The following is a 25337-nucleotide window of genomic DNA, read 5'->3' as shown; positions in this document are numbered from 1 at the left end:
TGAACCCCTGGCCGCACCCGGGGTGGCCCCGCGCGACGAAAACCCGGAGAATGCACAAAAGCCGGCAGGCGGCCCTCGCAAGGGCGCGGTTGCCGGCTTTTTCCGTGTCCGGGTCCGGCGCGGTGGACGGCGCCCCGATGGCGCGGTCCGCAGCGGCGCGTCGGTCCAGGTGCGGACCCACCCAGCGGCCCCGATGGCCGCATGCAACAGGAGTCATCAAGATGGGTCAGTCAGTCGTGGTGCTCGGCGCTCAGTGGGGCGACGAAGGCAAGGGCAAGATCGTCGACCTGCTCACGCAGGACATCGGCGCCGTGGTGCGCTTCCAGGGCGGCCACAACGCCGGCCATACGCTGGTCATCGGCGGCAAGAAGACCGTCCTTCACCTCATTCCCTCGGGCATCCTGCGCGACGATGCGCTGTGCCTGATCGGCAACGGCGTGGTGCTCAGCCCCGCGGCGTTGATCAAGGAGATCGGCGAGCTCGAGGCGGCCGGCATCGAGGTGCGCTCGCGGCTGAAGATCAGCCCGGCCACGCCGCTGATCATGCCCTACCACATCGCGCTGGATCAGGCCCGCGAGAAGGCCGCCGGCGGCAAGGCCATCGGCACCACCGGCCGCGGCATCGGCCCGGCGTACGAGGACAAGGTCGCGCGCCGCGGCATCCGTGTTGCCGATCTGCACTATCCCAAGCAGCTCGAGGACCAGCTGCGCACCGCGCTCGACTATCACAACTTCGTGCTGACCCAGTACCTGGGCGTGGACGCGGTGGATTTCCAGAAGACCTACGACGAAGCGCTGGCCTTCGGCGAATACGTCGAGCCGATGAAGTCCGACGTCGCCGGCATCCTGCACGACCTGCGCAAGCAGGGCAGCAAGGTGCTGTTCGAGGGCGCGCAGGGCGCGCTGCTCGACATCGACCACGGCACCTATCCCTACGTCACCAGCTCCAACACCACCGTCGGCGGCGCGCTGGCCGGCACCGGTGTGGGCGCGGACGCGATCGACTACGTGCTGGGCATCGCCAAGGCCTATGCCACGCGCGTGGGCGGCGGCCCGTTCCCGACCGAGCTCGACGACGAGATCGGGCAGGGCATCCGCGACCGCGGTCAGGAATACGGCGCCTCGACCGGCCGCCCGCGCCGCTGCGGCTGGATGGACATCGTCGCGCTCAAGCGTGCGGTCGCCATCAACGGCATCTCCGGGCTGTGCATCACCAAGCTCGACGTGCTCGACGGCATGGAGAAGCTCAAGGTTTGCATCGCCTACGAGTACCGCGGCAAGCGCACCGAGTACGCCCCGCTCGACGCTGCCGGCTGGGATGAGTGCACGCCGGTGTATCTCGAGTTCCCGGGCTGGGAAGAGACCACCCACGGCATCACCGAGTGGGACGACCTGCCGCCCGCCGCCCGCGCCTATCTGCGCGCGCTCGAGGAGCTGGCCGGCTGCCCGATCAGCATCGTCAGCACCGGTCCCGACCGGGCGCACACGATGGTGCTGCAGGACCCGTTCGCCTGATCGCGGACGCGGCATGACCGACACGGCCCGGCATGTCCGGGCCGTGTCGTATCCGGGCGCAGCGTGCAGTCGCCTGGCGGGCAGGCGCCCGGTCCGCGACGGGCTTGCGCGCAGCGACGCCCGAGGCAACGATGCGGCAGGCCCGCCGGTTCCGGCGGCCATCGTCTGCTGCCGAGATCGCCATGCGCCTGTTCCCCGCCGCCCTCGCCATCGTTGCCACCCTGTGCGCAGGCTGCCAGGCCGACGCGAAAGACCCGCCGCTGCCGTCGTTCGGCATCGACCTGTCGCATCCCGACAATCCCTACCTGGTCACGCCGGTCGAAGGCCATGTCGGACTGCTCGATGGCCGCCAGGTCGCACTGCCCTACGGCAGCAGTTCCGGCACCTGGGGCCAGTCGGGAAAGGGCGCCGGCGAGGATCGCGGCATTCCGGTGGGCGCGCAGATCGTCTACTACGCCCGCTACGACGACACCTTCTACCGCCTGGATGCGACCTTCCCGCGCGCGCTGATGGAAACCCTGGCCTACCGGGCCTATCCCAACAGCGAGTCCGATTCCAGCGATCAGCCGCTCCAGCCCTATATCGACGTGCGCCAGGTGCCGGACTACGCGCGGCAGTTCAATCGCTTCGGCATGAGCTACTACCCGATGCGCGGGCTGGTGTTCGGTTTTGCGCCCGAGGGCCTGGTCGCGGTCTGGGTGCGCTACGGCGCCCAGCAGGTCCAGGTCGGCACGTTCCGGGCCGAGCCGGTCGAGGACGATGCGCGCTACGCGGACGCGCTGTTTTCGACCATCTCGGTGACCCGAGCGCAGATGCGGGCACAGAGGATGCCCAGCGCCTCGGCGCAACCGTGGCTGGACTACCAGCAACGCTACGACTGGGCCCCGGTGTTCGAGCCGCCCAGCCCCGATGCCGAGCTCTACCAGGTGATCACCGAGTACTTCAACGGCGAGCGCGAGATCATGCTGCGTCCCTGGGTGGGGCAGGGGATCGCCCAGTCGCGGGCCGTGCCCAGGGAGATGACCCTGTATTGGCGCTCGCCCCGCGGCACGACGCTGGAGACGGCGGCGCGGTTCGACTGGGCGGTGTTGAACCGGCTGTTCGCCGCCCAACCCGATGCCCATGCACTGCGTTTCGTCGATGACGGCCACGGCGGCCTGGAGGTCAGGTTGGGCGATGTCGCCGTGCCGACGCTGCACCTGGATTCGGCGCGCAGCGGGTTCACGTTCAAGCCCTGAGCGGCTGGCCGCTGGGGCGTCGCGGCCGGCGAGGGCCCGGCCGCCACAGGCGCGATGGACCGCCGGCGACGGCCCGCTGCCCACCGCTGCGCGCGCCGATTGTCCACAGCCTCGCGGCTTGCCATGATGCGGGCGAGGGTTCATCGGTTTGCCGGATGCAGGCCACGCATTTCACTTTTGCAGGGCTGGTTCGTCCAGGCATCCATGGAGTCCGTCCGTCACCCGATCGACCGCTTGCCCGAGCCCGACGCGCCTGCTGCGTCGCCGGCGGGCCGGCCTGCACCCGGCACGCTCGATGCGGCCGAACTCGTGCGCAACCTCAACACGACCCTGGTCCGCTCGCTGCAGCACCGGCTGGGGTCCTACGAGGACGCGCGCGAGGTCGCGCAGGAGGCCTACGCCCGGCTGCTGCATCTGGGCAATGCGCAGGTGGTCAGTTTCCAGCGCGCGCTGCTGTTCAAGATCGCGCAGAACCTGGCCACCGACCTGCTGCGGCGACGCGCCTACACCGAACTCCCCGAGCCGGACGGGCTGGAGCTGTGGCCCGACCCGGGCACCGATCCCGAACGCTCTGCGCGTGCCCGGCGGGTGGTGGAGCGGCTGCCGGCCGTGCTCGCCGAGCTGCCGGAGAAGTGCGCCGAGGCCTTCCGCCTGGTGCGGATGGAGCAATGCAGTTTCAAGGAAGCGGGAGAGCGTCTGAACCTGACCGACCGGATGGTGCGGATCCATGTCGCGCGCGCGCTGGCGCTGTGCCAGCTGCGCTTCGATGAACTCAGGGACGATGCGGAGGGCGACGACCATGCATGACGCCACCGCCGCACGCCGCGCCCAGGCGCTCGAAGAGGCCGCGACCTGGCTCATCCGGCTGGGCGAGCACGACCTGAGCGACGCCGACGTCGATGCCTGGAATGCCTGGATGGAGGCCTCGCCGCTGCATGCGCAGGCCTTCGCCGATATCGATCTGCTCTGGGAGGCCGCCGCGGATGTCGACCCCGACCGCGTCCAGGCCGCGCGCGAGGCGCAGGCGCCCCGCGTCGCCCCGGTTGCGGGCGATGACGCGGCGCGCGCCGCGATCACCCCGGCGGTCACCGAGGCCACGTTCCGGCCACGGTCGTCGGTGCGCACGGCGCGCGCGGGCCATCGCGGTCGCCGTGCCGGGGCGTGGGCGGCGCTGGCCGCCAGCGTCGCCGCGGTCGCCGTGACCGTGGGCCTGTGGCGTGCCGATGCGCCACAGGCCGGGTCCGAAATGCACCTCGTCGCCGCGGTCGGCACACCGCGACAGACGACGCTCGCCGACGGCTCTCGCATCGATCTCGACGCCGGTAGCGAGATTGTCGTGCAGTACAGCAGCCAGCGGCGGCAGGTGGAACTGGTCCGTGGGCAGGCCTATTTTTCGGTCGCCAAGGATCCGGCGCGGCCGTTCGAGGTCCGCGCCGGTGGCGCGATGGCCCAGGCGCTGGGCACGCGTTTCGTGGTCGCGCGTCGGGCCGAGGGCGAGCGCGTGTCGGTCACCGAGGGCCGCGTGCAGGTGACCGACCTGCGGGTCGACGGCGGCGCGGCCCACCAGGTGGTGCAACTGGCGGCGAACCAGAGCACGACCCTGGTCGAGAACGGGCCGCTGCTGGCGCCGGTGGCGCACGAGCCCGCATCGACCCTGTCCTGGCTCGACGGCAACGTGACCTATCGGCGCGAGTCGCTGCGCAACGTGGTCGCCGATCTCAACCGTTATTCCTCGCGCCCGATCGTCCTGCAGGACGAGGCCATGGCGCGGATGCAGGTGACCGGGCGCTGGCAGACCAATGACCTGGATGCCTGGCTCGACAGCGTCGCCCGCGCGCTGTCGCTGCGGGTCGTACGTGATGGCGAGCGGATCGTGCTGACCCGCTCGGGACCCGCCCCGCGCGCGTCCGATCAAAGCGGCGCGGATGCGCTGACCGCGCGGGGGCTGCAATGACCGGGAGATGCTTGAGAGCTTGAGCGCACACCGTCGCCGGGCGGCATCCTGCGTTCCCCGCGCTCTGCGGTCGGGGGCGGGCGCGCGATGGCTGCTGTCGGCGTTGGCGGCGGTCTCGTTGTGGTCCGGCCCGGTGCGCGCCGTCGAACCGCCGGCCGCGCGGACCGTCTTCGACCTGCCGCCGCAGGCGCTCGAGGATGCGTTGATCCAGTTCTCCGAGCAGTCGGGCCGGCAGTTCGTGGCGATCGGCGATCTGCGTGCCGCCCCCAGGACGCCCCGGGTGCACGGCGCGATGGACGATCGCGATGCACTGCGGCGCTTGCTCGCCGGCAGCGGTTTCGACTTCCGGGTCAGCGAGGACGGCGTCGTCGCCATCGCCCCGGCGACCGCGGCGCCACCGCGCGCGAGCGCGACGCCGGGTCAGCCGGCCCCGGCGCAGAGCCGCACACCGGTCGACATGGGCAAGGTGCAGGTGACCGCCCGGCGTCGGACCGAGCGCAGCCTGGACGTGCCGCTGGCGGTGACCGCGCTGCGTGGCGCGCAGCTCGAGGCCGCTGGCGTGATGAATGCCGCCCACGCGATCGATTCGGTGCCCGGCGCATCGACGGTCGATGTCGGCGGCGGTTTCACCCAGGTGCAGATTCGAGGGGTGTCGAGTTCCCTGGGGGGCAACGACAACGGCTACTACCTCGACGAGATTCCGTTCACCGGCGTCACCGTGCCCTGGCACCCGGATGCGCGTGCGTTCGATCTGGACCGCGTCGAGGTGCTGCGTGGCCCGCAGGGCACGCTGTTTGGCGAAGGCTCGATGGGCGGCACCGTCCGCATCCTGACCAACGCACCGGCCTTCGACCGCGTCGCGCTGCGCGCCACCGCCGGCCTGTCGACGGTGCGCGACGGCGGCAACGGCCGCAGCGCCAAGCTGATGGCCAACCTGCCGCTGGTGGCCGAGCGCCTGGCGTTGCGTGCGGTGGCCACCGACGAATCGCTGCCCGGCTGGGTCGACGACAACCGCGACGGCCGACACGACATCAACAGCCAGCACGTGCGCACCGGCCGCTTGCGCCTGTCCGCACTGCCCACCGACCGCTGGCGGCTCGACGTTGCGCACTGGACGTTCGATTCGGATGCCCCGGGCGGCGGCTACGCCGCCGATGACGCGATGCAGACCTCGTACTTCTACAGTCGCGATGCGCGTTGGACCACGTCCAACCTGGTCAGCACCTATGAGGCCGATGCCTCGACCCTGGTCTACACGCATGCGCAGGCCGACCTCGAGCAGCAGCAGGCCGGCGAGATCCTGCCGGGTATCGCCTACGCCAGCGCGATCGACATCGCGCTGCGGACCGACGAGCTGCGCTGGAGCTCGCGCGGACGCGGTGCGCTGTCATGGACGCTCGGCGCCTACCGGCGGCACGCGGCGCGCGCCGATGTCGCGGCGATCGGGGCCGTCGCGCCCAGCCGCGCCCGGCAGACCAACGAGGGTGCGGCGTACTTCGGCGATGCGACGTTGCAATTGCCCATTCCCGAGTGGAGCGTCAATCTGGGGCTGCGCTACTTCGAGGATCGCGTGCGCGGCACGTCGTTGACCACCGATGCCCAGACCGGGCTCGACGAGACCTTCCACAGCTGGAATCCGCGTCTGGGCGTGTCGTGGAAGCCGGATCCAGATGCGACTGTCTACGCGAGCCTCGCCAAGGGCTTCCGCTCGGGCCAGTTGCAGCCGGTGACCTCGGTGCTGCTGGCGCAGGCGGCCGGTATCGCACTACCCGCCAGGATCGATGCCGACCGCATCCTGACCAGCGAAGTCGGCGCGAAGCTGCTGCTGCACGATCGGCGGGTGCTGCTCGAGACCGCGGTCTTCGACAGCCGCTGGCGCGACGTGCCCGTCCGCGTGCCCGTGACCGACGTGTTCAACGGCCTGGTCAATTCGGAGGGCGCGCGGATCCGCGGCGCCGAACTCGGGCTCACCGTGCAGTCGCGCACCGACACCCGTTTCGAGTTCGAAGCGGCGTGGATCGATGCTGCCTATGTCGCGCGCGTCGAGGGCACGACCATCTCGCCGGGCACCCCGGTCTACAACATTCCGCGGCTGACCGCCGGGGCCTCGGCCGAGCATCGCCATGCCGTGCGCGACGGTCTGCAACTCGTCACCCGCGCCGGGCTGCGCTATCACAGCGCACGCCAGGTCTCGCTGACCCAAGGCTCGCCGGGCGATGCGATTCTGTGGGCGGGCGCGCGCGTGGGGCTGGAATCGGACGCCGGCTGGAGTCTGGCCCTGTACGGCGACAACCTGACCAACGAATCGGGCGCGGACGATGCCCGCAACGTCCGCGGCATGGCGACGCGTCTGCGGCCGCTGACGGTGGGCGTGGAGTTCGAGACGCGCTACTGACCTGCGCGCATGACAGGCGCGTTTCACTTTTCCTTCATTCGCTCGTCACGGCTTTTGGAAGGCCATGCACGACGCCTGGTCTTCGACGCGCACATCGCGCCCCACCGATCGCCAGGAGAGAGCCGTGACCCGTACCGCCCGCGCTTCGCATCGTCCATCCGTCCCCGTCCGCCAGGTGCTGTGCGTGGGCATTGCCACGGCGCTGCTGTTTGCCGCCAATGCGCAGGCCGACGACGCCCTCGCCACCGACGCCCAGGTCGCCGACACCGCCCCGGCCGCGTCGCACAACGACGCGGTCAAGGAACTGGGCAGCGTGACTGTGACCGCGCGCAAGCGCAGCGAGCGCCAGATCGACGTGCCGATCGCGATGTCGGCCATCACCGGCGAGCAGATCGACGCCTTCGGCATCAACAATGTCTCGGAGATCATCACGATGACGCCCGGTGCCGCCTCGGTCGACAACGGCGGTGGCTTCACCCAGGTGCAGATCCGCGGCGTGTCCAGCTCGTTGGGCGGCAACGACAACGGCTACTACCTCGACGAGATCCCGTTCACCGGCGTCAGCGTGCCGTGGTATCCCGAAGCGCGCTCCTGGGACATCGACCGCGTCGAGATCCTCAAGGGGCCGCAGGGCACGCTGTTCGGCGAAGGCTCGATGGGCGGCACCGTGCGCATCCTCACCCGCAAGCCTGATTTCAACACCTTCGGCGGCGCGTTCGAGGGCTCCGCGTCGACGACCAAGGGCGGCAGCAACGGCTGGGGCGGCAAGGGCGTGGTGAACATTCCGCTGATCGACGACCGCCTGGCCGCGCGCGTGGCGGTGACCGATGAAAAGCTCTCGGGCTGGACCGACGACAACGTCACCGGCGACCAGGACATCAACGAGCAGCGGGTCAAGACCGGGCGCGTGAAGGTGCGCTTTGCGCCGGTCGAGCAGTGGACCATGGACCTGGCGTACTGGAAGTACGAGTCCAAGGCCCCGGGCGGCGGCAATGGCGCGCTCGACGACCTGACGACCAACTCGTTCTACAGCAACAACGACGAGTGGCACACCGCCAGTTTCGTCAGCACCTACGACTTCGGCGGCTCGGAGCTGTTCTATTCGTTCGCCGACGCCGAGCTCGACTATGCCAACGACGGCATGCTCAATCCGACCACGACCTACGTCAGCAACATCAACCTGCAGGTGCGCACCCAGGAACTGCGCTGGTCGTCCACCGGCGACCGCCAGGTCGACTGGACCGTGGGCTACTACCTGCGCGAAGCCGAGCGCAACGACGCCTCGCAGGTTGGCGGCGCGCCGCCGAGCCAGTCCAGCCAGACCAACGATGCCTATGCGGTCTTCGGCGAGGTCACGGTGAAGCTGCCCGATCCGCGCTGGGCGCTGACCGGCGGCCTGCGCTACTTCAGCGACGACGTCGATGCGATCTCGGTCTCGACCACCCGCACCTCGACGCTCAACGCGACGTTCGACAGCTGGAACCCGCGCGTGTCGCTGTCGTTCAAGCCTGCGCGCGACACCACGCTGTACGCGAGTGCGGCGCGCGGCTTCCGCTCCGGTCAGCTGCAGCCGATCTCGTCGATCCTGCTGGCCGAGCAGAACGGCATCGTGCTGCCGTCGACCATCGATCCCGACTCGATCACCACCTACGAGCTCGGCGCCAAGTCGCTGTTCCTCGACGGCAGCCTGCTGGTCGAAGGCGCGCTGTTCTACAGCGACTGGAAGGACGTGGCGGTGCGCGTGCCGATCACCTCGACCATCAACGGCCTGACCAACTCCAAGGGCACCGAGAACAAGGGCGTCGAGTTCAACCTGGTCTATACCCCGACCGCCTCGCTGATGCTGCAGTTCGGCGGCGCAATCATCGACGCCACCTACGTCGCCGATGTGCCCGGCACGCCGCTCAACAAGGGCACCGATGTCTACAACGTGCCGCGCAACAGCCTGTCGGCCTCGGCCGCCTACAGTTGGGACCTCCGCAGTGACCTGCGTGGCGTGGTGCGCTCGGGCCTGGTCTATGACTCGGCGCGCGAGACCGCGTTGACCGCGGGCTCGCCGGGCGATGCGATCACGATGCTCGATGCGCGCATCGGTGTCGAAGCCGATGCCGGCTGGTCGGCCTTCCTCTACGGCGAGAACCTCACCGACGAGGACGGCGCGCTCAATGCCCGCACAACCCTGGGCGTGGCCAACCGCCTGCGGCCGCGGACCTTCGGCGTGCTGGTGCGCTACAGCTTCTGACCCGCCCCGACCGGCGCCCGCAACGGGCGCCGATCTTTTGACAGGACCGACCTCATGCCTTTCTCGCAACGGATTCACCCCGGTGCCCGGGTGCTGGCGCTCTCGGCGCTCGCGGCCGTCGCCCCGGCGATGGCACAAACCGCCGATCCGCAATGGCTGGAACCGCCGCACGATGCCCGCGCGCTGGACTGGGCGCGGGGCAAGACCGCGGCCTCCGAAGCCGCGATCCGCGCAATGCCCGCCTATGCCCAGGTCAAGGCCGAACTGGCCGGCGCGCTCGCCACCGGCGCCGCCGAGCCCGACATCACCTTGATGGGGCCGCGTGCGCTGCGCTTCTTCCGCGATGCCGCGCATCCCTACGGCCTGCTGCAACTGGCCCAGCGCGACGCCGACGGCATGCCCGGTCCGTGGCGCACCGTGCTCGACGTCGGGCAACTGCGGCAGGCCGAAGGCACGCCGTTCGAGCTGCAGGCCTATGACCTGTCCAGCGCCTGCCTGGCACCAGCGTTTGCGCGCTGCCTGCTGCGGCTGTCGCCGGCGGGCGGGGACGAGGTCGAGATCCGCGAATTCGACCTGGACGCCGCGCGCTTCGTCGACGATGGCTTCCGCACGCCGAAGGCCCGCGCCTTCGCCGAATGGATGGGCCCCGACCAGGTGCTCGTCGAACACACCGCCGATGGCGCGCCGAAAACGATGGCCGGCTGGCCGGCGTCGGTGCGCCTGTGGCAGCGCGGTGAGCCGCTGGCACGTGCGCGCGAGGTCTATGCCGCGCAACCGACCGACGCGATCGTGCAGCTGTTCGCGGTCGGCGAGGGCGCGCAGCGCCGCGGCGTGATCGTGCGCGCGATCGACTACTCCACGTTCGAGGTCTTCGGCGTCGACCAGGACGGCGCCGTCGAGCAGGCGCCGCTGCCGCGCACGCTCAAGCCGATGGCCGTGCAGGCGCTGGTCGGCGGACAGGTGGTGGTCCAGCTCGGCGTCGATGCCGCGGTCGAGGGCACCGCGTATCCCGCCGAGACGCTGCTGGCCTGGAACAGCGACCCGGCCACGAGCGGTGCGCGTGTCACCCGCATCTATACGCCGGCCGACGGCGATTACCTGGGCGGCCGCAGCGACATCGCCAGCGCACAGGGCAAGCTGGCTTTCGTGGTCAACCGGCTGCTGGTGCCGCGCGTGTTGCTGGCGACGCCAGGCGAGTCAGGCTGGCGCGTCGACGAGGCGATCGCCGGCGGTCCCGGCGATACACTGTCGGTGCGGGGCGGTGGCAGTTCGGCCGACGATCTGATCGTGACCCGCGAAGGTTTCGTCGCACCGCGCCGGCAGTCGCTGTACCGGCCCGGACAACCGCTGCGCCTGTTGGCCGAGGACCGCAGCCTGTTCGACGGCGCCGGCTACATCACTGAGATCCGCACCGCGACCTCGCGCGACGGCACCACGGTCGACTACTGGCTGCTGCGACCCAAGACACTGGCGCCGGGTCCGCAGCCGTTGTTCATGACCGGCTACGGCGCGTTCGGCATTTCCTACCGTCCCGGCTACTTCGACCACACGGTCGGCGGCCCGGCCTTCAAGCTGTGGCTCGACCGCGGCGGCTCGCTGGCGATTCCGGCGGTACGCGGCGGCGGCGAACGCGGCGAAGCCTGGCACCAGGCGGCGATCCGCACCCAGCGTCAGCGCTCCTACGACGACTTCATCGCCGTCGCCGAGCAACTGGTGTCGAGCGGCTACACGGTCCCGGCGAAGATCGGCGTGTTCGGCATGTCCAATGGCGGCCTGCTGTCGGCGACGCTGGGCACCCAGCGCCCCGACCTGTTCGGCGCGGTGGTCAGCGACGTGCCGTTGACCGACCTGATCCGGATGCGGCACATGGGCATGGGCGCGGCCTGGATCAACGAGTACGGCGATCCCGACAAGCCCGACGAGGCGGCCGCGATGCTGGCGTACTCGCCGATGCAGAACGTGCGCGACGGGGTGCGCTATCCGCCGTTCCTGGTGACGATCTCGACCGAGGACAACCGCGTCGGGCCGGGCCATGCCCGCAAGCTGGCGGCGCGGCTCTATGACGTGGGCGCGCCGGTGTACTTCCTCGAGGACGAGGAGGGCGGTCACGGCGTCAGCGATGCGTTCCGCAACCCGGACCTGATGGCCCTGCGCATGACCTTCCTGATCGACGCCTTGCTGCCGGCGGCGAACGCCACACGCTGACGGCGCACACGACCACGCCAGGTGTCGCCTGGCGTGGTTTTTTTGCATATGGCGCAGGCGAGGGCGCCGGTCTGCGGACCCGCCAGCGCGTTGCCCCCACCCAACCCTCCCCCGCAAGCGGGGGAGGGCGACGGGGCACGTCCGGCGCTTCGGTCGCTGATGTGACCCCGACTCGTGTAAGTGGGAGCGCTTTAGTCACGCATGGAGACGGCGCGATCGCGCTGCGCGCATCGCGTAGCATGGCGGGGCTCGGGTGCACGATCGCGCCCGCGACCCACCGCAAGACCGACGGCTCGAGGGAGCGCCCGTGTACCTGCAGACCGTGTTCGGCGATGCGCGCCATCCCAATCCCTGCCGCGGCTGCGGCGCCGACGATCCGCTCGGCTTCGATGTCCGCATGGCCTTCCAGCCGATCGTGGACGCGCGCGACCGCTCGATCTTCGGCTACGAGGCGCTGGTGCGGTCGATGGACGGCGGCGGTGCGGCGGCCGTGATCGCGCAGGTGCGCCCCGAACAGCTCTACCGCTTCGACCAGACCTGCCGGGTCAAGGCCATCGAGACCGCCGCGCGGCTGGGCCTGCGCGAGCGCCTGTCGATCAACTTCTTTCCCAATGCGGTCTACGAGCCGGCGACCTGCATCCGCCTGACGCTCGCCGCCGCGCAGACCTTCGGCTTCCCCACCGACAAGCTGATCTTCGAGACCGCGGAATCGGAACAGGTGCGCGACCATGGCCACCTGACCCGGATCTTCCGCGACTATCACAGCCGCGGCTTTTTGACCGCGATCGACGATTTCGGCGCTGGCTATGCCGGCCTGGGCTTGTTGGCGGATTTCCAGCCCGACCTGCTCAAGCTCGACATGGCCCTGGTACGCAACGTCGATGCCGACCCTAACCGCGCCGCGATCATCGGCGGCGTGGTGCAGATTGCGCAATCGCTGGGGTGCACTGTGCTCGCCGAAGGCGTCGAGCGCGACGCCGAGTACCGCACACTGCGGGCCTTGGGCGTGCCGTTGTTCCAGGGCTATCTGTTCGGCAAGCCGGCGCTGGAGGCGCTGGTGCCGGTGCCGGATGCCCTCTGGGCCCATCTCGAGGCCTGAGGTCCGGCGACGACCGCCAGGGCGCGACCAGGCTCGGTCGGCGAGGGCAGGGACCATCGCATCGCGGGCGTTTCACCGGCCCTTGCCGCCGCATCGGGGAGGATGCCCGGTGCCGCGCGTGGCCCGCGCGCGACGCGTCCCGCCCTCACCGAGACCTTCCATGGACACACGCCCTGTCGTCGTGGCGCCATTGCACAGGCCGCTGCACCCCTTGCACATGCTGCTGGTCACCAGCGCATTCCCGCTGTTTCTCGGCGCGCTGATCGCCGATATCGCCTACGCGCGCAGCTACGAGATCCAGTGGACCAACTTCGCCTCCTGGCTGCTGGTCGGCGCGATGCTGTTCGCCGTCGTCGGCCTGGTCTGGGCGCTGGCCTCGCTGGCCACGCCGACCGCGCGCACGCGCACCCGGTTCCTCTATGCCGGCCTGCTGGCGCTGACCTGCGTGCTGGGCTTTCTCAATTCGCTGATCCATGCGATGGACGCGTGGCAGAAGATGCCGCAGGCCCTGGTGTGGTCGACGCTGTGCGTGCTGTCGATCGCCGCGACCCTGTGGTTCGCGCTGGGCGGCACGCTGCGCCGCCGGGAGGTGGTGGCATGAACATCAGGCATTTCTCCCGATCGAAGCTCGCATTGCGGGTGCTGGTGCCGGCACTGGCGTTCGCGCTGGCGGCCTGCAACGGCACGCCGGAGGAGACCTATGTCGGCCCATCGCCCGACCTGCCCAAGCCGCAGCGCGGTCTGTTCCCGACGTTGAAGGTCTCGCTGCCGGCGCAGTGGGGCGACGAGCGCCCGCAGGTGCCCGAGGGCTACGAGATCACGCCGATCGCCGACAACCTGCAGATCCCGCGGCAGATGCTGGTGCTGCCCAACGGCGACATCCTGGTCGCCGAAGGCCGCGGTGGCCGCGCGCCCAAGCTCACGCCCAAGGACATCATCGCCGGCGTCATCAAGGGCCGCGGCAATACCCAGGTCGAGAGCGGCAACCGCATCACCTTGCTGCGCGACGGCGATGGCGATGGCGCCTACGAGAGCCGCTCGATCTTCGCTGAAGGCCTGGATGCGCCCTACGGCCTGGCGTTCGGCAACGATTCGATCTATGTCGCCACGCAGGATGCGCTGCTGCGCTTCGACTACACCCCTGGCGCCGTCAATGCCGCCGGCCCGCCGCAGGAGATCACCCGGTTGCCAGCGGCGATCAACCACCACTGGACCAAGTCGCTGGCGATCAGCCATGACGGGCGCTATCTGTTCGTGGGCATCGGCTCGGACAGCAACATCACCGAGCGGGGGCTTGCGGTGGAAGAGAACCGCGCGATGATCTGGCAGGTCGATGCCCAGACCGGTTTCCATCGTGTCTTCGCTACCGGCCTGCGCAATCCCACTGCGCTGGCGATGCAGCCGGGCATGGACCAGCTGTGGGCGGTGGTCAACGAGCGCGACGAGATCGGCGACGAACTCGTGCCCGACTATCTGACCAGCGTGCGCCCCGGCGGCTTCTACGGCTGGCCCTACAGCTACTGGGGCCAGCACGTGGACGCGCGCGTACGCCCGCAGAAGCCCGAGAAGGTCGCCAGCGCGATCGTGCCGGACTTCGCGCTCGGCTCGCACGTCGCGGCGCTGGGGCTGGCGTTCTCGTCGCCCGCGATGGGCGCGCAGTTCGCCAATGGCGTGTTCGTCGGCCAGCACGGCAGTTGGAACCGCGATCCGCCGGTCGGCTACAAGGTCTCGTTCGTGCCGTTCCGCGACGGCCGCCCGTCGGGCGAGGCGATCGACTTTGCGACCGGCTTCCTCGGCCAGGACGGCAAGGCCCGCGGCCGCCCGGTGGGTGTGGCAGTGGACCCGCGCGGCGCGCTGCTGGTGGCCGACGACCTGGCCAACACCATCTGGCGGATTGCGCCGACCGGTGCCGGCGCCCGCGCCAGTACGCCGGCGGCATCGTCCGCGCCGGCGGCAGCGCCACCGGCCGACGCGCCTGCGCCGGCATCGTCGCCGCCCGCAGGCTGAGCCGGATTCGCATGCAACGAAGGACGGGCCCTGCGGGGCCCGTCCTGCCGACTGGCGTTGCGTGGGGTGCGTCGCTCAGCCGCCGGCGCGCGGGAGCTTGGCGACCACCTTGATCTCGAAATCGAAGCCGGCCAGCCATGTCACGCCGACCACGGTTGCGGTCGGGAACGGCGCCTGTCCCCAATACTCGGGCACGATCGCCCACGCCTGCTCGAACCGGGTCGCTGGATCGACAACGAAGAACGTCACATCGATCACGTCGTCGAATGTGCAACCGGCCGCGTCGAGCACCGCGTTGAGGTTCTCGAACGCCCGGTGCACCTGGCGCGCGAAATCCGGCTCTGGCGACCCGTCTTCGCGGCTGCCGACCTGGCCGGAGACGAACAGCAAGCCGTCGGCGCGGATCGCCGGCGAGTAGCGGTGGCGCTCGTACAGCGCATGGCGGTGGGCGGGAAACACGACATCGCGTGTGGTCATGGCGGTGCACCTTCAACAAGAACAGGATGGGCACCAGTCTGGTGGTCGCCGGCGGCGGGATAAACGCGCCGCGCTGTCCAGCACTGTTCGTAGAATCCGGACAATCTCATCAATCGGATGCCCGATGGACCGTTTCGACGCGATGCAGGCCTTCGCGCGCGTGGTGGAGACCGGCAGCTTCACCAAGGCCGCGGCCACGCTGCACATCAGCCGCACGACGGTGACCCAACTGGTGCAGCAACTCGAAGCGCGGCTGCGGGTGCGACTGCTCAACCGCACCACACGCCAGGTCAACGTGACCGCCGACGGCGCCGCCTACTACGAACGCGTCGTGCAGTTGCTGGCCGACATGGACGATGCCGAGACCAGCCTGTCGAGCGCAGCCGCTGCGCCACGCGGGCGGCTGCGGGTGGACGTGCCCAGCCCGTTCGCACGCCTGGTGCTGGTGCCCGCGCTGCCGCAGTTCCATGCCCGCTACCCGGACATCCAGCTTGACCTGGGCGTCAGCGACCGCCGCGTCGATCTGATCGGCGAACACGTCGACTGCGTGGTGCGCGGTGGCACGATCACCGACCAGTCCCTGATCGCGCGGCACATCGGCGACCTGCAGCTCGGCGTGTACGCCGCACCCGCCTATCTGCAGCGCAGGGGCGTGCCGGCGCATCCGCGCGAACTCGAGGACAGTGCGCACCGCATCGTCGCTTTCCTGTGGGCGCGCACTGGCAAGCCGCTGTTGATTGCGATGCGCCGCGGCGACGACCACCTGGAGGTGCAGGGACGCTACGTGGTCGCGCTGGACGACGGCAACGCCTACCTCGCCGCCGGGCTCGCCGGCCTGGGCGTGCTCTGGCTGCCCGCCTACATGGCCAAGGCGCCGATGGCGAGCGGTGCCTTGGTGCGCCTGTTCGAGGACTGGCAACTCGATCCGATGCCGATGCACATCGCATTCCCACCCAACCGCCACGTCAGCGCGAAGGTCCGGGTGTTCATCGACTGGGTCATCGAGCTGATGGCCGAGCACGCCCCCCTGGCCCGGCAGCCACCGACCTGACGCCGACCGCTCGCCACATCACGTCCTCCCCGCGTGTGGGGGAGGGCCGCGGGGGGCTTCACCGCACGCCACAGCACTCCCTCCCCCGCGTGCGGAGGAGGGCCGGGGAGGGGGCACTCGCCGCACGCCGCACTCCCTCGCGCGGAGAGAACCGAGTGCACGTTACTCCGGATGCCGACATGGAACTCCCTCCCCCGCGTGCGGGGGAGGGCTGGGGAGGGGGCGCCCGCCGCACGCTGCACACCCAACGCCGCCCGCCAACCCGCGGATTCGCACCTCCTTGACGATTCGCTGGCGATCCTGCGGTGCCCCGCCATGGAGACCTGCATGACGATGAGCGCCTGCGGCCTTGGCCGCATCCCGATCGCAGCGTGGGCCGATCGCCTCGCGCCGGCTTCGCCTGCTGCCTGCGGCACACGCCGCGCGGAGCGCTGACCGATGGCGCGGCTTCGACACACCGACTGGCCGGACCGGCTGTGGATCGTGCGGCATGGGCAAAGCGCCGGCAATGTCGCACGCGACGAGGCCGAACTCGCACAGACCCACCTGATCGATATCGAAACCCGCGATGCCGACACCCCGCTCTCGGACCTCGGACATCGCCAATCCAAAGCGCTGGCCGCCTGGTTTGCCGATCTGCCGGCCGACGAACGCCCCAACGTGTTGCTGACCTCGCCCTTCGTCCGCGCCCAGCAGACCATCCATGCCGTTGCCGATGCGCTGCGCATCGATCGCGCCGACATCGTCGTCGACGAGCGCCTGCGCGAAAAGGAGTTCGGCATCCTCGATCGCTACACCGTGGCCGGGATCCAGGCCACGTTTCCGGAACTGGCCGCGCAGCGCGCGCAGGTCGGCAAGTTCTACTTCCGTCCGCCGGGCGGTGAAAGCTGGTGCGATGTGCTGCTGCGTCTGCGCAGCGTGACCGAGGTGTTGCGCCGCGACCATGTCGGCGAGCGCGTGCTGATCGTCGCCCATCAGGTCATCGTCAACTGCTTCCGCTACCTGCTCGAGTGCATGGACGAACAGCAGATTCTCGATATCGACCGCAAGGCCGACGTGCCCAACTGCTCGATCACCGAGTACGCACTCGACCGCAACTGGCGCGATGCGCGCTTCGAATTGCAGGTCGCGAACTTCGCGCTGCCGGTCGAAGCGGGCGGGGCACCGGTCACCGACGCCGCCGACGCCCCGGTCGGACCGAAATGACCCCGCGCGCGCCGCGTCGCCCCAATGTTCGCCGGCTGACCGCGCCGCTGCTGCGCGCCTGGCCATTGCCCGACCCGTCGGGCGGGCAGAGCAAGGAGGACCGCGGCCGTGTGCTGGTGATCGGCGGCAGCGTGCAGATCCCGGGGGCTGTGCTGCTGGCCGGCCTGGCCGCACTGCGTGCCGGCGCCGGCAAACTGCAGGTCGCCACCGTCGCCGAGGCCGCACTGCCGCTGGCGATCGCAATGCCCGAGGCCAAGGTCATGGGTGTGCCGGGCACCCGCGCCGGTGCCATCCGCGACCTCGGCCGCGAGGCCAACGCTGCGGCCCGCAGCGCAGACGCGGTGCTGGTCGGCCCCGGTATGGACTGCACCGCGGCCACGCGACGCAACGTCGCTGCCGTGCTCGATGCGGCGGCCTGCCCGGTCGTACTCGACGCCGGCGCCTTGCAGGCCGATGTCGTGCGCAGGTTGCAGCGCCGGGCGGGCCAGGGCGCGACCATCATGACGCCGCACATCGGCGAAATGGCCGGCATGCTGGGCATCGACGCCGACGCGATTTCCGCCGACGCGCAGGCCATCGCCCGCGACCATGCGCGCGACTGGGGCGTGGTGCTGGTGCTCAAAGGCCCGACCACGACCATCGCCGCGCCCGACGGGCGCATGTGGGTCAACACCGCCGGCAGCGCGGGCCTGGGCACCTCGGGCTCGGGCGATGTGCTTGCCGGCCTCATCGCCGGTCTCGTCGCCCGCGGCGCGGCGCCCGAACAGGCCGCCGCCTGGGGGGTGTACCTGCATGCACGCGCCGGCGCCAAACTCTCGCGCCGGCTGGGCCTGGTCGGCTTCCTCGCCCGCGAAATCGGCGACGAGATTCCCGCGCTGATGCAGCGGCTGTAATCAGGCAGACAAGAGGGCGCAGTCATCGCTGTCGCGCGATGCCGCCCGACGACGATCCCGGCCGCTTGTCGCCACCGTTTTCGGCAGCGGAACTCAGCACACTCGACAGGCGGGATCAGCACCGGACCGATGGGCGTGACCGTGCCCCGACTGCAGTCTGGGCACGTCGGGCGGCAGGTCAGGGCACCGCAACACCGCACACGTCGCATGCAGGCCATGCGCGGAGTGGGATGCGCGCTGCTTCACCGCCGCGACGCGACGACGCGCAGCCATCCAGCCAGGAGCACCCCAATGCCGATCATCGACACCGGAAAGAAGGCCACCACCGCCAGCAACAGCGCGATCAGCGCGCTGCACAGCGAGAAGCAGAAAGGCATCGCGAAGTGGAAGTCGTACCTCGACCCGAGGAACACCAATCCGGACCTGTATGTCCTGGCCGGCGCCGTCGTCGTGCGCCTGGATCGCTTCGACCCGAAGACCTACAACGGCACGGGCACGGTCTACGAGGACAAGAGCGGCCACTACTACGGCGAAATCGTGCCGAGCGACCAGAGCGGCGACGCCATCCCCCCGCAGCCCAACCGCGGCATGCCGCCGTCTTCGGACGACGAAGACGACTGAGGCACTTCCTGCCCGCAAGCGGAGGAGCGCTGCGGAAGGGGCAAGCCACGCCCGCACCCGCCTCACCCCGCATCGCATGTTCCGCTCCCTCCCCCGCAATGCGGGGGAGGGCTGGGGTGGGGGCGAGCGCGCCTCAGAACGACCCGTGGATATCCGTCACCACCACGACCTTCTCGTTGACGAATTCCGTCAGTCCGAGGTCGATCAACTCATGGCCATAGCCCGAGTTCTTGACGCCACCGAATGGGATGTCCGCCTTCACACCGGTCGGCTGGTTGATGTAGACCATGCCGGTCTCCAGTCGCGCCGCCACGCGCTTGGCACGCTCGGTGTCCTGGCTGAAGACCGAACCGCCCAGGCCGTACGGCGAATCGTTCGCCAGCTTGATCGCCTCGTCCTCGTCGGCGACGCGGTAGACCTGGCTCACCGGCCCGAAGAACTCGGTGCGGTAGGCCGGGTTGTCGGCGGTGATGCCGGTCAGCAGTGTCGGCTGGTAGAACGCGCCCTGCGTGGGCACCGGCGCGCCCAGCGTCTCGGCCTTGGCGCCATTGGCGATGGCTTCCTCGACCTGCCGCGCCAGCCCGTCGCGCGCGCCCTGCGACGACAGCGGCGCCAGCGTCGTGGCCGGGTCCATCGGATCGCCGGCCTTCAGCGCAGCCACGCCGGCACGGTAGTGCTCGAGGAACGCGTCGTACACCGGCGCCTCGACGATGATGCGCTTGGACGAGACGCACACCTGTCCGGCGTTCCAGTGACGGCCGAACACTGCCCACTTTGCGGCCTGCGCGACATCCGCGTCCGACAGCACGATGAATGCATCGGCGCCGCCCAGTTCCAGCGTGCTCTTCTTCATGTACTTGCCCGCCAGCGCTGCGACCGCCGAACCTGCACGCTCGCTGCCGGTCAGTGCCACGCCGCGCACGCGCGGGTCAGCGACCACGCGCTCGACGTTGTCGTGGGAAACGAACAGGTTGGTCAGCAGCCCCTCCGGTGCACCGGCATCGCGGAACAACTGCTCCATCGCCAGCGCCGACTGCGGCACATTGGCCGCATGCTTGAGCACGATCGCGTTGCCTGCGGTCGCCTGCGGCGCGGTGATGCGGATCACCTGGTAGAACGGGAAATTCCACGGCTCCACCGCGAACAAGACGCCCAGCGGCTCCTTGACCAGTTGCACGTCGGTCTCGCCGAAGCCCTCGGCGGGCAGATAGCGCGGGCCCATCGCCTTGGCACCGTGCTGGACGTAGTAGTCGAGGATCTTCGCGCACAGCTCGACTTCGGCCTCGGCCTCGCCGATCAGCTTGCCCATCTCCAGGGTCAGAATCTGCGCGAACTCGCGCGGCTTGGCACGCAACAGCTCGGCGGCGCGGCGCAATACCTGCGCACGCTGCTCGAACGAGGTCTCGCGCCAGCGCAGGAACGCGGCGTGCGCGCGGCCCACGGCCGCGTCGATCTCCGCAGGCGTGGCCTCCTCGAACGTCTTGACGGTCTCGCCGGTGTAGGGATTGGTGGTCGCAAATGCCATGGGTGTCTCCTTCGCAGGGATGGGCAGCTCGTGGACACAAAGCAGGGTGAGCTGTCCAAGGAGACCCTGCGTCGGCGGCGTCGCGATGCAAGCGGCTGCGTCCGGTCCACAGCACGTTGGGGCGAATCGGCGGGGCGGCAATGCGACACGATGCCGCGGGCGCAGAACGATGCGTGCCGCACGCAGGCGTGCCACCGGCGGGAAGATCTGCACAAGACCGCGGTCACCGTGTGCCCGCTGTGCGCCGGTGTCCTACGATGCCCGCCCGCTCGTCCACGACTGCGCCATGTCCGCCCGACTGCCCGCCACATCACCCCGCGATGCCCGCTTCGCGACTGCCCATGCGCCCGACGTCGCCGTGTCCCGGCTGGCCGCGGGGGCACAGCGACGCGGCATCCTGCCGCCGCGCGAAGAGGTCATGATCGGGCGGGTCAAAGAGCGGCGGGTCGTGCTCGAGCGCCACGTCCCGCGCACGCGCAACGCCTTCAAGCCAGTGTTCGTCGGCCGCTTCCAACCCGTGGGCGCCGGTAGCGTCCTCGTCGGCCGCTTCGCCATGCACTGGAGCGTGCGCGCCTTCCTCGCGTTCTGGTTCGGCTTCGCGGTGCTGTGGACGGGCGGTGCCGTCGTGCAGGTGATCGCCGGAACGCCGCGCGCCTGGCTGCTGCTGCCGGTGGGCGGCGTGTTGGGACTGATCGGCGCCGGTCTCGTCGCATTCGGCCGGAGCCTGGCGCAGACCGACATCGCCTGGCTGTCGGCCCGCATCACCGCCGCGCTCGACAGCCCGCCCGATCGCTGATGCGACTAAGGCGTCTGGGCTTCCGGCGCCAGGGTGTGCACCACTTTGCCCTGCGCATCGAGGAACTCGATGGCGCCATAGCCTTCCGGCGTGACAGTCAAGCGCAGACGGGTCCGGTCTTGCGCATCGTTCAGGGCGATCGCCGGCGTGCCATCGGCGGCCACGCGCATCTCGATCCGCGTGGGGACCTGCACGCCCGGCACCAGCTTGTTGTCCAACGCGGGTTCGCGGATCGGCGGCGGTGCCTGGTTGATCGAGAACCGGACGTCGCCATCAGGCGACACCCGCCAGCCGATCGCATCCATGGCCGGATGATCCAGTGCGAGCACCGCCATCCCGCCATCGATATCGGCGGTTCCCAAGCCGCCGCGCTCGCTGCCGGTCTCGTCGTACAGCACCATGCCCGCCACGTTGAACGCGCGCTTGTACTGGATGCCGTCGATGATCGGCGCCGGGGTCTGTCCCGACAAGGTCATGCGGATCACGCCCTTGTCATCCACGATGTCGATGCGCCGTGCAGTGATGCGCTCGCTGTCGGGCGTGTCCACCCGCGTCTGCGGAGACCGATCGACGATCAGGCGCTGCAACTGCTCGGCCGATGGGCGCTTGGGGGCGTCCGTGGAATCGGCCCATGCATCGGCGCCCACGAGGGCGGCGATGGCGATGGCGAACTGTCCGATCTGCTTCATCTGATCCCCTTTTGTAGCCGGTGGTGTCCGTAACAGGTGTTGGCCGCGCCGAGTGCGTACCAGAACAACATGCGGACGCGCCAAGGTGGCCCTGTCCACGACCGGGACCGCGGCGTGGTCGGCGGTTGCGCGCAGTAGACCACAGCGCAGGCCATCGGGATTGAAGGCGCCTCCCGCCATCCGCGTCCACGGCGCGTCGGCGGCAAGATCGCAGCGGCGCGACCGGCGGCGACCGCGCCGCGCGCCTACAATGGCGCTTCTCTCCAGATGGCCTGCGCATGGCGCCCAACGCGACGATCTACCGGCTGGAACTGCAGGTCAGCGACATGGACCGGCACTACTACGCCGAGCACAACCTCACGCTCGCCCAGCATCCGTCGGAAACCCCGAACCGGCTGATGGTGCGGCTGATCGCGTTCGCGCTGTATGCGCACGAGCGGCTGGAGTTCGGCCGCGGCCTGAGCAACGACGAAGAGCCCGACCTGTGGCTGCGCGATTACACCGGCGACATCGAGCAGTGGATCGACCTTGGCCAGCCCGACGAAAGCCGCATCCGCAAAGCCTGCGCCCGGGCGCGCAGCGTCGTCGTGGTGAGCTACAGCGGCGGCAGCGCCGAGATCTGGTGGAGCAAGCAGGCCGCCACGCTCGCGCGGCTGAAGAACCTGACCGTCCTCGATCTCGACCCCGCCGACGTTGAGGCCGCTGTCGGCCTGCTGGAGCGCGGCATGCGCCTGACCGCGATGATCCAGGATGGCGAACTGCAGTTGATGAGCGACCGCGCCAGCGTTGCGCTGACGCCGCGGGTGCGGATGGCGCCCGCCGGATAGGGCACGCGTCGCCTTCGGAACGCGCGCGGTAAGGCTGGGGAAAGCTGGCCCGGATCGGCCCCGCCAAGGGCGGGCGCTGGCAGGTCCTGCCATAACGACGATCCGTGGCATCGACAAACGCGTCGGTGGCGATGCCGCGGATGCATCGTCATTGCGCAATGGCCTCGGTCATGCAGACAGACATCACCGCCAAACAGGTCCCGTCCTGCCTACGGCGTCGCGACGCCGCTGGCCCTGCTGCCACTGCGCCGGGTCCAGCCCTGCACCGCCAGCGCGAGCGCCAGCAACAGCAGCAGCGCGGGCACGAAGCTCCCCGGGCCCAGGCGGTCAAGCAATAAGCCGCCGATCAGGCCGCCGCCGGCGATCGCCGTGTTCCAGGTGGTCACCAGCATCGACTGCGCCACATCCACCGCGTCGCCTGCCGCGTGCGCCAGCGCGGTCTGGAGCAGCGTCGGCACGCCGCCGAAGGCCAGGCCCCAGAGCGCGACCGCGAGATAGACCAGCGCTGGCTTACCGACGGCTGTGGCCAGCAACAGCGCGGCCAGGCCGAACAGCAGCGTCGCCGCCAGCGTGAGCAGGCGCAGATGGCGATCGATCCAGACGCCGACCACGCCGATGCCGGCCAGCGACGCCAGCCCGAACACCAGCAGCACCCGGTCCGTACTGTCGAGCAAGCCTGCCGACGCCAGGAACGGCGCGATGTAGGTGTAGAGAATGTTGTGCGCCAGCACGAACATCAGCACCAGCCACAGCACCGGCGCGATCCCTGGCAGCCGCGCCACCTGCACAAGCGGGCGGCGTCGGCCGCTCGGCTGACCCGCAAAGTCCGGCACCTGCAGCCACACCCAGGCCGCGGCGACCAGCGCCAGCAGGCTCATCACGCCGAAGCTGGCCCGCCAGCCGAGCCAGCCGCCGAGAAATGTCCCGGCCGGCACGCCCAATGCCATGGCGACCGGTGCGCCGAGCATCGCCACCGCGATCGCGCGCCCAGCCTGTGACGGCGGCACCAGCCGCGCCGCATACCCCGCGAGCAAGGCCCAGAGCAGCCCGGCCGACACCCCGGCCACGCCGCGGGCGATCAACGTCAAGACGTAGCTGCCCGACAGCGCGGTGACGGTATTGGCGACAAAGAACCCCGCGATCGCGGCCAGCAGCAGTGGCCGTCGCCGCCACCCTTGCGTGGCGGCGGTCAACGGAATCGCCGCCACCAGCGAGCCGACGGCATACACCGTGACGGTCTGTCCGGCCCAGGCCTGGGAGACGCCGAGACCGGCAGCCAACTGCGGCAGCAGCCCGGCGGGCAAGGCCTCGGTAAGGATGGTCACGAAGCCGGCCATGGCCATGGCGAGCAATGGGCCGAGCGGCAATGGCACAGGTGCGACAGGGGACGACGACAGGGACACGGCACACACTCGAAGCGAAGGGGCGCCATCGTCGGTCGCCCTCGATTGCAGATAAAGCGGGCTATAGTTCCGCGCTCTGCGGACATCGGTGTCCGGAATCGAGGATGTCGTCTTGGATCGCCTCAGCGGCTTCACCGTATTCGTGCAGGTGGCTGAGACCCGGAGTTTCGTTGCCGCCGGGCGCCTGCTCGGCGTGTCGGCCTCGGCGGTGGGCAAGCGGGTCGCCCGGCTCGAGCAGCGGTTGGGCGTGCGCCTGTTCCATCGCAGCACCCGCAGCATCACCCTGACCGCCGAAGGCGCCGCATTTCTCGAGCGCAGCCGCCGCGTGCTTGCCGAGATCGAGGCGGCCGAGCAGGAGATCGCCCAGGCCGCGGCCATGCCGCGCGGTCGCCTGCGGGTGAGCCTGCCGCTGGTCAGCGGCCTGGTGCTGCCGGCGCTCGGCGCGTTCATGGGCGCCTATCCGGAGATCGAACTGGACCTGGACTTCACTGACCGGCTGGTCGACGTCATCGACGAAGGGTTCGACGCCGTGGTGCGGACCGGCGTGCCCAGCGATTCGCGCCTGGTCGCGCGTCATCTGGGCGACTTCGAGCTGCTGCTGGTCGCCTCGCCCGGCTACCTGGCCGAGCGCGGCACGCCGGGGACGCCGGAAGACCTGTTGACGCATGCCTGCCTGCACTTTCGCTTTCCCAACAGCGGCAAGCTCGAACCCTGGCCCCTGCGGCGACCGCCGGGCGCGGCCGACCTGCCACTGCCGGTGGCGATGATCTGCAACAACATCGAGACCCGCCTGTGCTTCGCGATCCAGGGGCGCGGCATCGCCTGTCTGCCGGACTTCGCGGTGCGCGACGCCCTGGCCGACGGCCGGTTGCAGCGCGTGCTGCCGGCGCACGCCGGGCGGAGGGCGGCCTTTCACCTGCTCTGGCCGGCGAGCCGGCACCCCGCACCGAAGGTCCGCGCGCTGGTCGACTTCCTCAGCGCACGGCTGTTTGCCGAGACCGCATCTGGTGGCGAGGTAGGCACTGCCTTGGAGTTGGACGATCCAGCGTGATGCAATCCACCTCCCACAGGTGACCGCCATCACGTAATCTTCACTACAGATCGGGCAGCCGCTGCCGATACGAGGAATCCGGACGATGCGACATCGCGTCGCAGGCCGGGGAGGGCGATCGACGGCGGCGCGCCGATCGGCCAG

The 25337-nt window shown here is 70.0% G+C and carries 21 protein-coding genes; 17 read left to right on the top strand and 4 right to left on the bottom strand.

The window, feature by feature from the left end; genetic code table 11:
• Positions 1-221 precede the first annotated feature (221 nt).
• From FHW73_RS05325 to FHW73_RS05280, 10 genes are all read left to right on the top strand, one after another.
• Positions 222-1514, top strand: coding sequence for an adenylosuccinate synthase (locus FHW73_RS05325; protein WP_183425677.1), 1293 nt, complete (start codon positions 222-224; stop codon positions 1512-1514).
• Between the two features lie 182 nt (positions 1515-1696).
• A complete protein-coding gene (locus FHW73_RS05320) occupies positions 1697-2752 on the top strand; it encodes a DUF2931 family protein (protein WP_183425676.1) in 1056 nt (351 codons plus the stop codon).
• Positions 2753-2956: 204 nt separating this feature from the next.
• Complete coding sequence (locus tag FHW73_RS05315; protein WP_183425675.1) at positions 2957-3559, top strand: RNA polymerase sigma factor; 603 nt, start codon at positions 2957-2959, stop codon at positions 3557-3559.
• Positions 3552-4706: a FecR domain-containing protein gene (locus tag FHW73_RS05310; protein ID WP_183425674.1), complete on the top strand. Its 1155-nt coding sequence runs from the start codon at positions 3552-3554 to the stop codon at positions 4704-4706. The genes FHW73_RS05315 and FHW73_RS05310 overlap by 8 nt, the downstream gene beginning before the upstream one ends.
• Before the next feature lie 133 nt (positions 4707-4839).
• Positions 4840-7101 (top strand): TonB-dependent receptor, encoded by a 2262-nt coding sequence (locus tag FHW73_RS05305; RefSeq protein WP_183425673.1) that lies wholly within the window; start codon positions 4840-4842, stop codon positions 7099-7101.
• Between the two features lie 124 nt (positions 7102-7225).
• On the top strand, positions 7226-9343 hold the full coding sequence (locus FHW73_RS05300) for a TonB-dependent receptor (protein ID WP_183425672.1): 2118 nt from the start codon (positions 7226-7228) through the stop codon (positions 9341-9343).
• 54 nt (positions 9344-9397) lie between these two features.
• On the top strand, positions 9398-11548 hold the full coding sequence (locus FHW73_RS05295) for a prolyl oligopeptidase family serine peptidase (RefSeq protein ID WP_183425671.1): 2151 nt from the start codon (positions 9398-9400) through the stop codon (positions 11546-11548).
• Between the two features lie 397 nt (positions 11549-11945).
• Positions 11946-12647, top strand: coding sequence for an EAL domain-containing protein (locus FHW73_RS05290; protein WP_183425978.1), 702 nt, complete (start codon positions 11946-11948; stop codon positions 12645-12647).
• 160 nt (positions 12648-12807) lie between these two features.
• Positions 12808-13248, top strand: coding sequence for a DUF2231 domain-containing protein (locus tag FHW73_RS05285; protein WP_183425670.1), 441 nt, complete (start codon positions 12808-12810; stop codon positions 13246-13248).
• Positions 13245-14654, top strand: a complete 1410-nt coding sequence (locus FHW73_RS05280; protein ID WP_183425669.1) for a sorbosone dehydrogenase family protein — start codon at positions 13245-13247, stop codon at positions 14652-14654. The genes FHW73_RS05285 and FHW73_RS05280 overlap by 4 nt, the downstream gene beginning before the upstream one ends.
• Positions 14655-14729: 75 nt before the next feature.
• Here FHW73_RS05280 and FHW73_RS05275 read toward each other — a convergent pair whose 3' ends face one another.
• Positions 14730-15131: a RidA family protein gene (locus FHW73_RS05275; RefSeq protein WP_183425668.1), complete on the bottom strand. Its 402-nt coding sequence runs from the start codon at positions 15129-15131 to the stop codon at positions 14730-14732.
• Positions 15132-15255: 124 nt separating this feature from the next.
• Between FHW73_RS05275 and FHW73_RS05270 the strand changes: the two genes are divergently transcribed.
• The 4 genes from FHW73_RS05270 (at position 15256) to FHW73_RS05255 (ending at position 18902) form a co-directional block, all read left to right on the top strand.
• Positions 15256-16182, top strand: a complete 927-nt coding sequence (locus tag FHW73_RS05270; RefSeq protein ID WP_183425667.1) for a LysR family transcriptional regulator — start codon at positions 15256-15258, stop codon at positions 16180-16182.
• Between the two features lie 438 nt (positions 16183-16620).
• A complete protein-coding gene (locus FHW73_RS05265; RefSeq protein ID WP_183425666.1) occupies positions 16621-17388 on the top strand; it encodes a histidine phosphatase family protein in 768 nt (255 codons plus the stop codon).
• Positions 17385-18281: an NAD(P)H-hydrate dehydratase gene (locus tag FHW73_RS05260; protein WP_183425665.1), complete on the top strand. Its 897-nt coding sequence runs from the start codon at positions 17385-17387 to the stop codon at positions 18279-18281. The genes FHW73_RS05265 and FHW73_RS05260 overlap by 4 nt, the downstream gene beginning before the upstream one ends.
• Positions 18282-18572: 291 nt before the next feature.
• A complete protein-coding gene (locus FHW73_RS05255) occupies positions 18573-18902 on the top strand; it encodes a hypothetical protein (RefSeq protein WP_183425664.1) in 330 nt (109 codons plus the stop codon).
• A 133-nt stretch (positions 18903-19035) separates the two neighbouring features.
• Here FHW73_RS05255 and FHW73_RS05250 read toward each other — a convergent pair whose 3' ends face one another.
• Positions 19036-20427: an NAD-dependent succinate-semialdehyde dehydrogenase gene (locus FHW73_RS05250; protein WP_183425663.1), complete on the bottom strand. Its 1392-nt coding sequence runs from the start codon at positions 20425-20427 to the stop codon at positions 19036-19038.
• Positions 20428-20674: 247 nt separating this feature from the next.
• Between FHW73_RS05250 and FHW73_RS05245 the strand changes: the two genes are divergently transcribed.
• Complete coding sequence (locus tag FHW73_RS05245) at positions 20675-21223, top strand: hypothetical protein (RefSeq protein WP_183425662.1); 549 nt, start codon at positions 20675-20677, stop codon at positions 21221-21223.
• A gap of 5 nt (positions 21224-21228) precedes the next feature.
• Here FHW73_RS05245 and FHW73_RS05240 read toward each other — a convergent pair whose 3' ends face one another.
• Entirely contained in the window at positions 21229-21996 is a 768-nt protein-coding gene (locus FHW73_RS05240; RefSeq protein ID WP_255492672.1) for a hypothetical protein, read from the bottom strand.
• 194 nt (positions 21997-22190) lie between these two features.
• Between FHW73_RS05240 and FHW73_RS05235 the strand changes: the two genes are divergently transcribed.
• Complete coding sequence (locus FHW73_RS05235; protein WP_183425661.1) at positions 22191-22739, top strand: YaeQ family protein; 549 nt, start codon at positions 22191-22193, stop codon at positions 22737-22739.
• 209 nt (positions 22740-22948) lie between these two features.
• Here FHW73_RS05235 and FHW73_RS05230 read toward each other — a convergent pair whose 3' ends face one another.
• Positions 22949-24142 carry an MFS transporter gene (locus FHW73_RS05230; RefSeq protein WP_345776147.1) on the bottom strand — a complete coding sequence of 398 codons (1194 nt, stop codon included), beginning with the start codon at positions 24140-24142 and terminating at the stop codon, positions 22949-22951.
• A 112-nt stretch (positions 24143-24254) separates the two neighbouring features.
• Between FHW73_RS05230 and FHW73_RS05225 the strand changes: the two genes are divergently transcribed.
• On the top strand, positions 24255-25193 hold the full coding sequence (locus FHW73_RS05225) for a LysR family transcriptional regulator (protein WP_183425660.1): 939 nt from the start codon (positions 24255-24257) through the stop codon (positions 25191-25193).
• Positions 25194-25337: the final 144 nt, after the last annotated feature.

It is taken from the genome of Luteimonas sp. RC10, assembly GCF_014192745.1.
Taxonomy (GTDB): domain Bacteria; phylum Pseudomonadota; class Gammaproteobacteria; order Xanthomonadales; family Xanthomonadaceae; genus Luteimonas.
The sequence above is the reverse complement of the archived record's forward strand: the minus strand, read 5'-3'. Positions and strand labels throughout refer to the sequence as shown.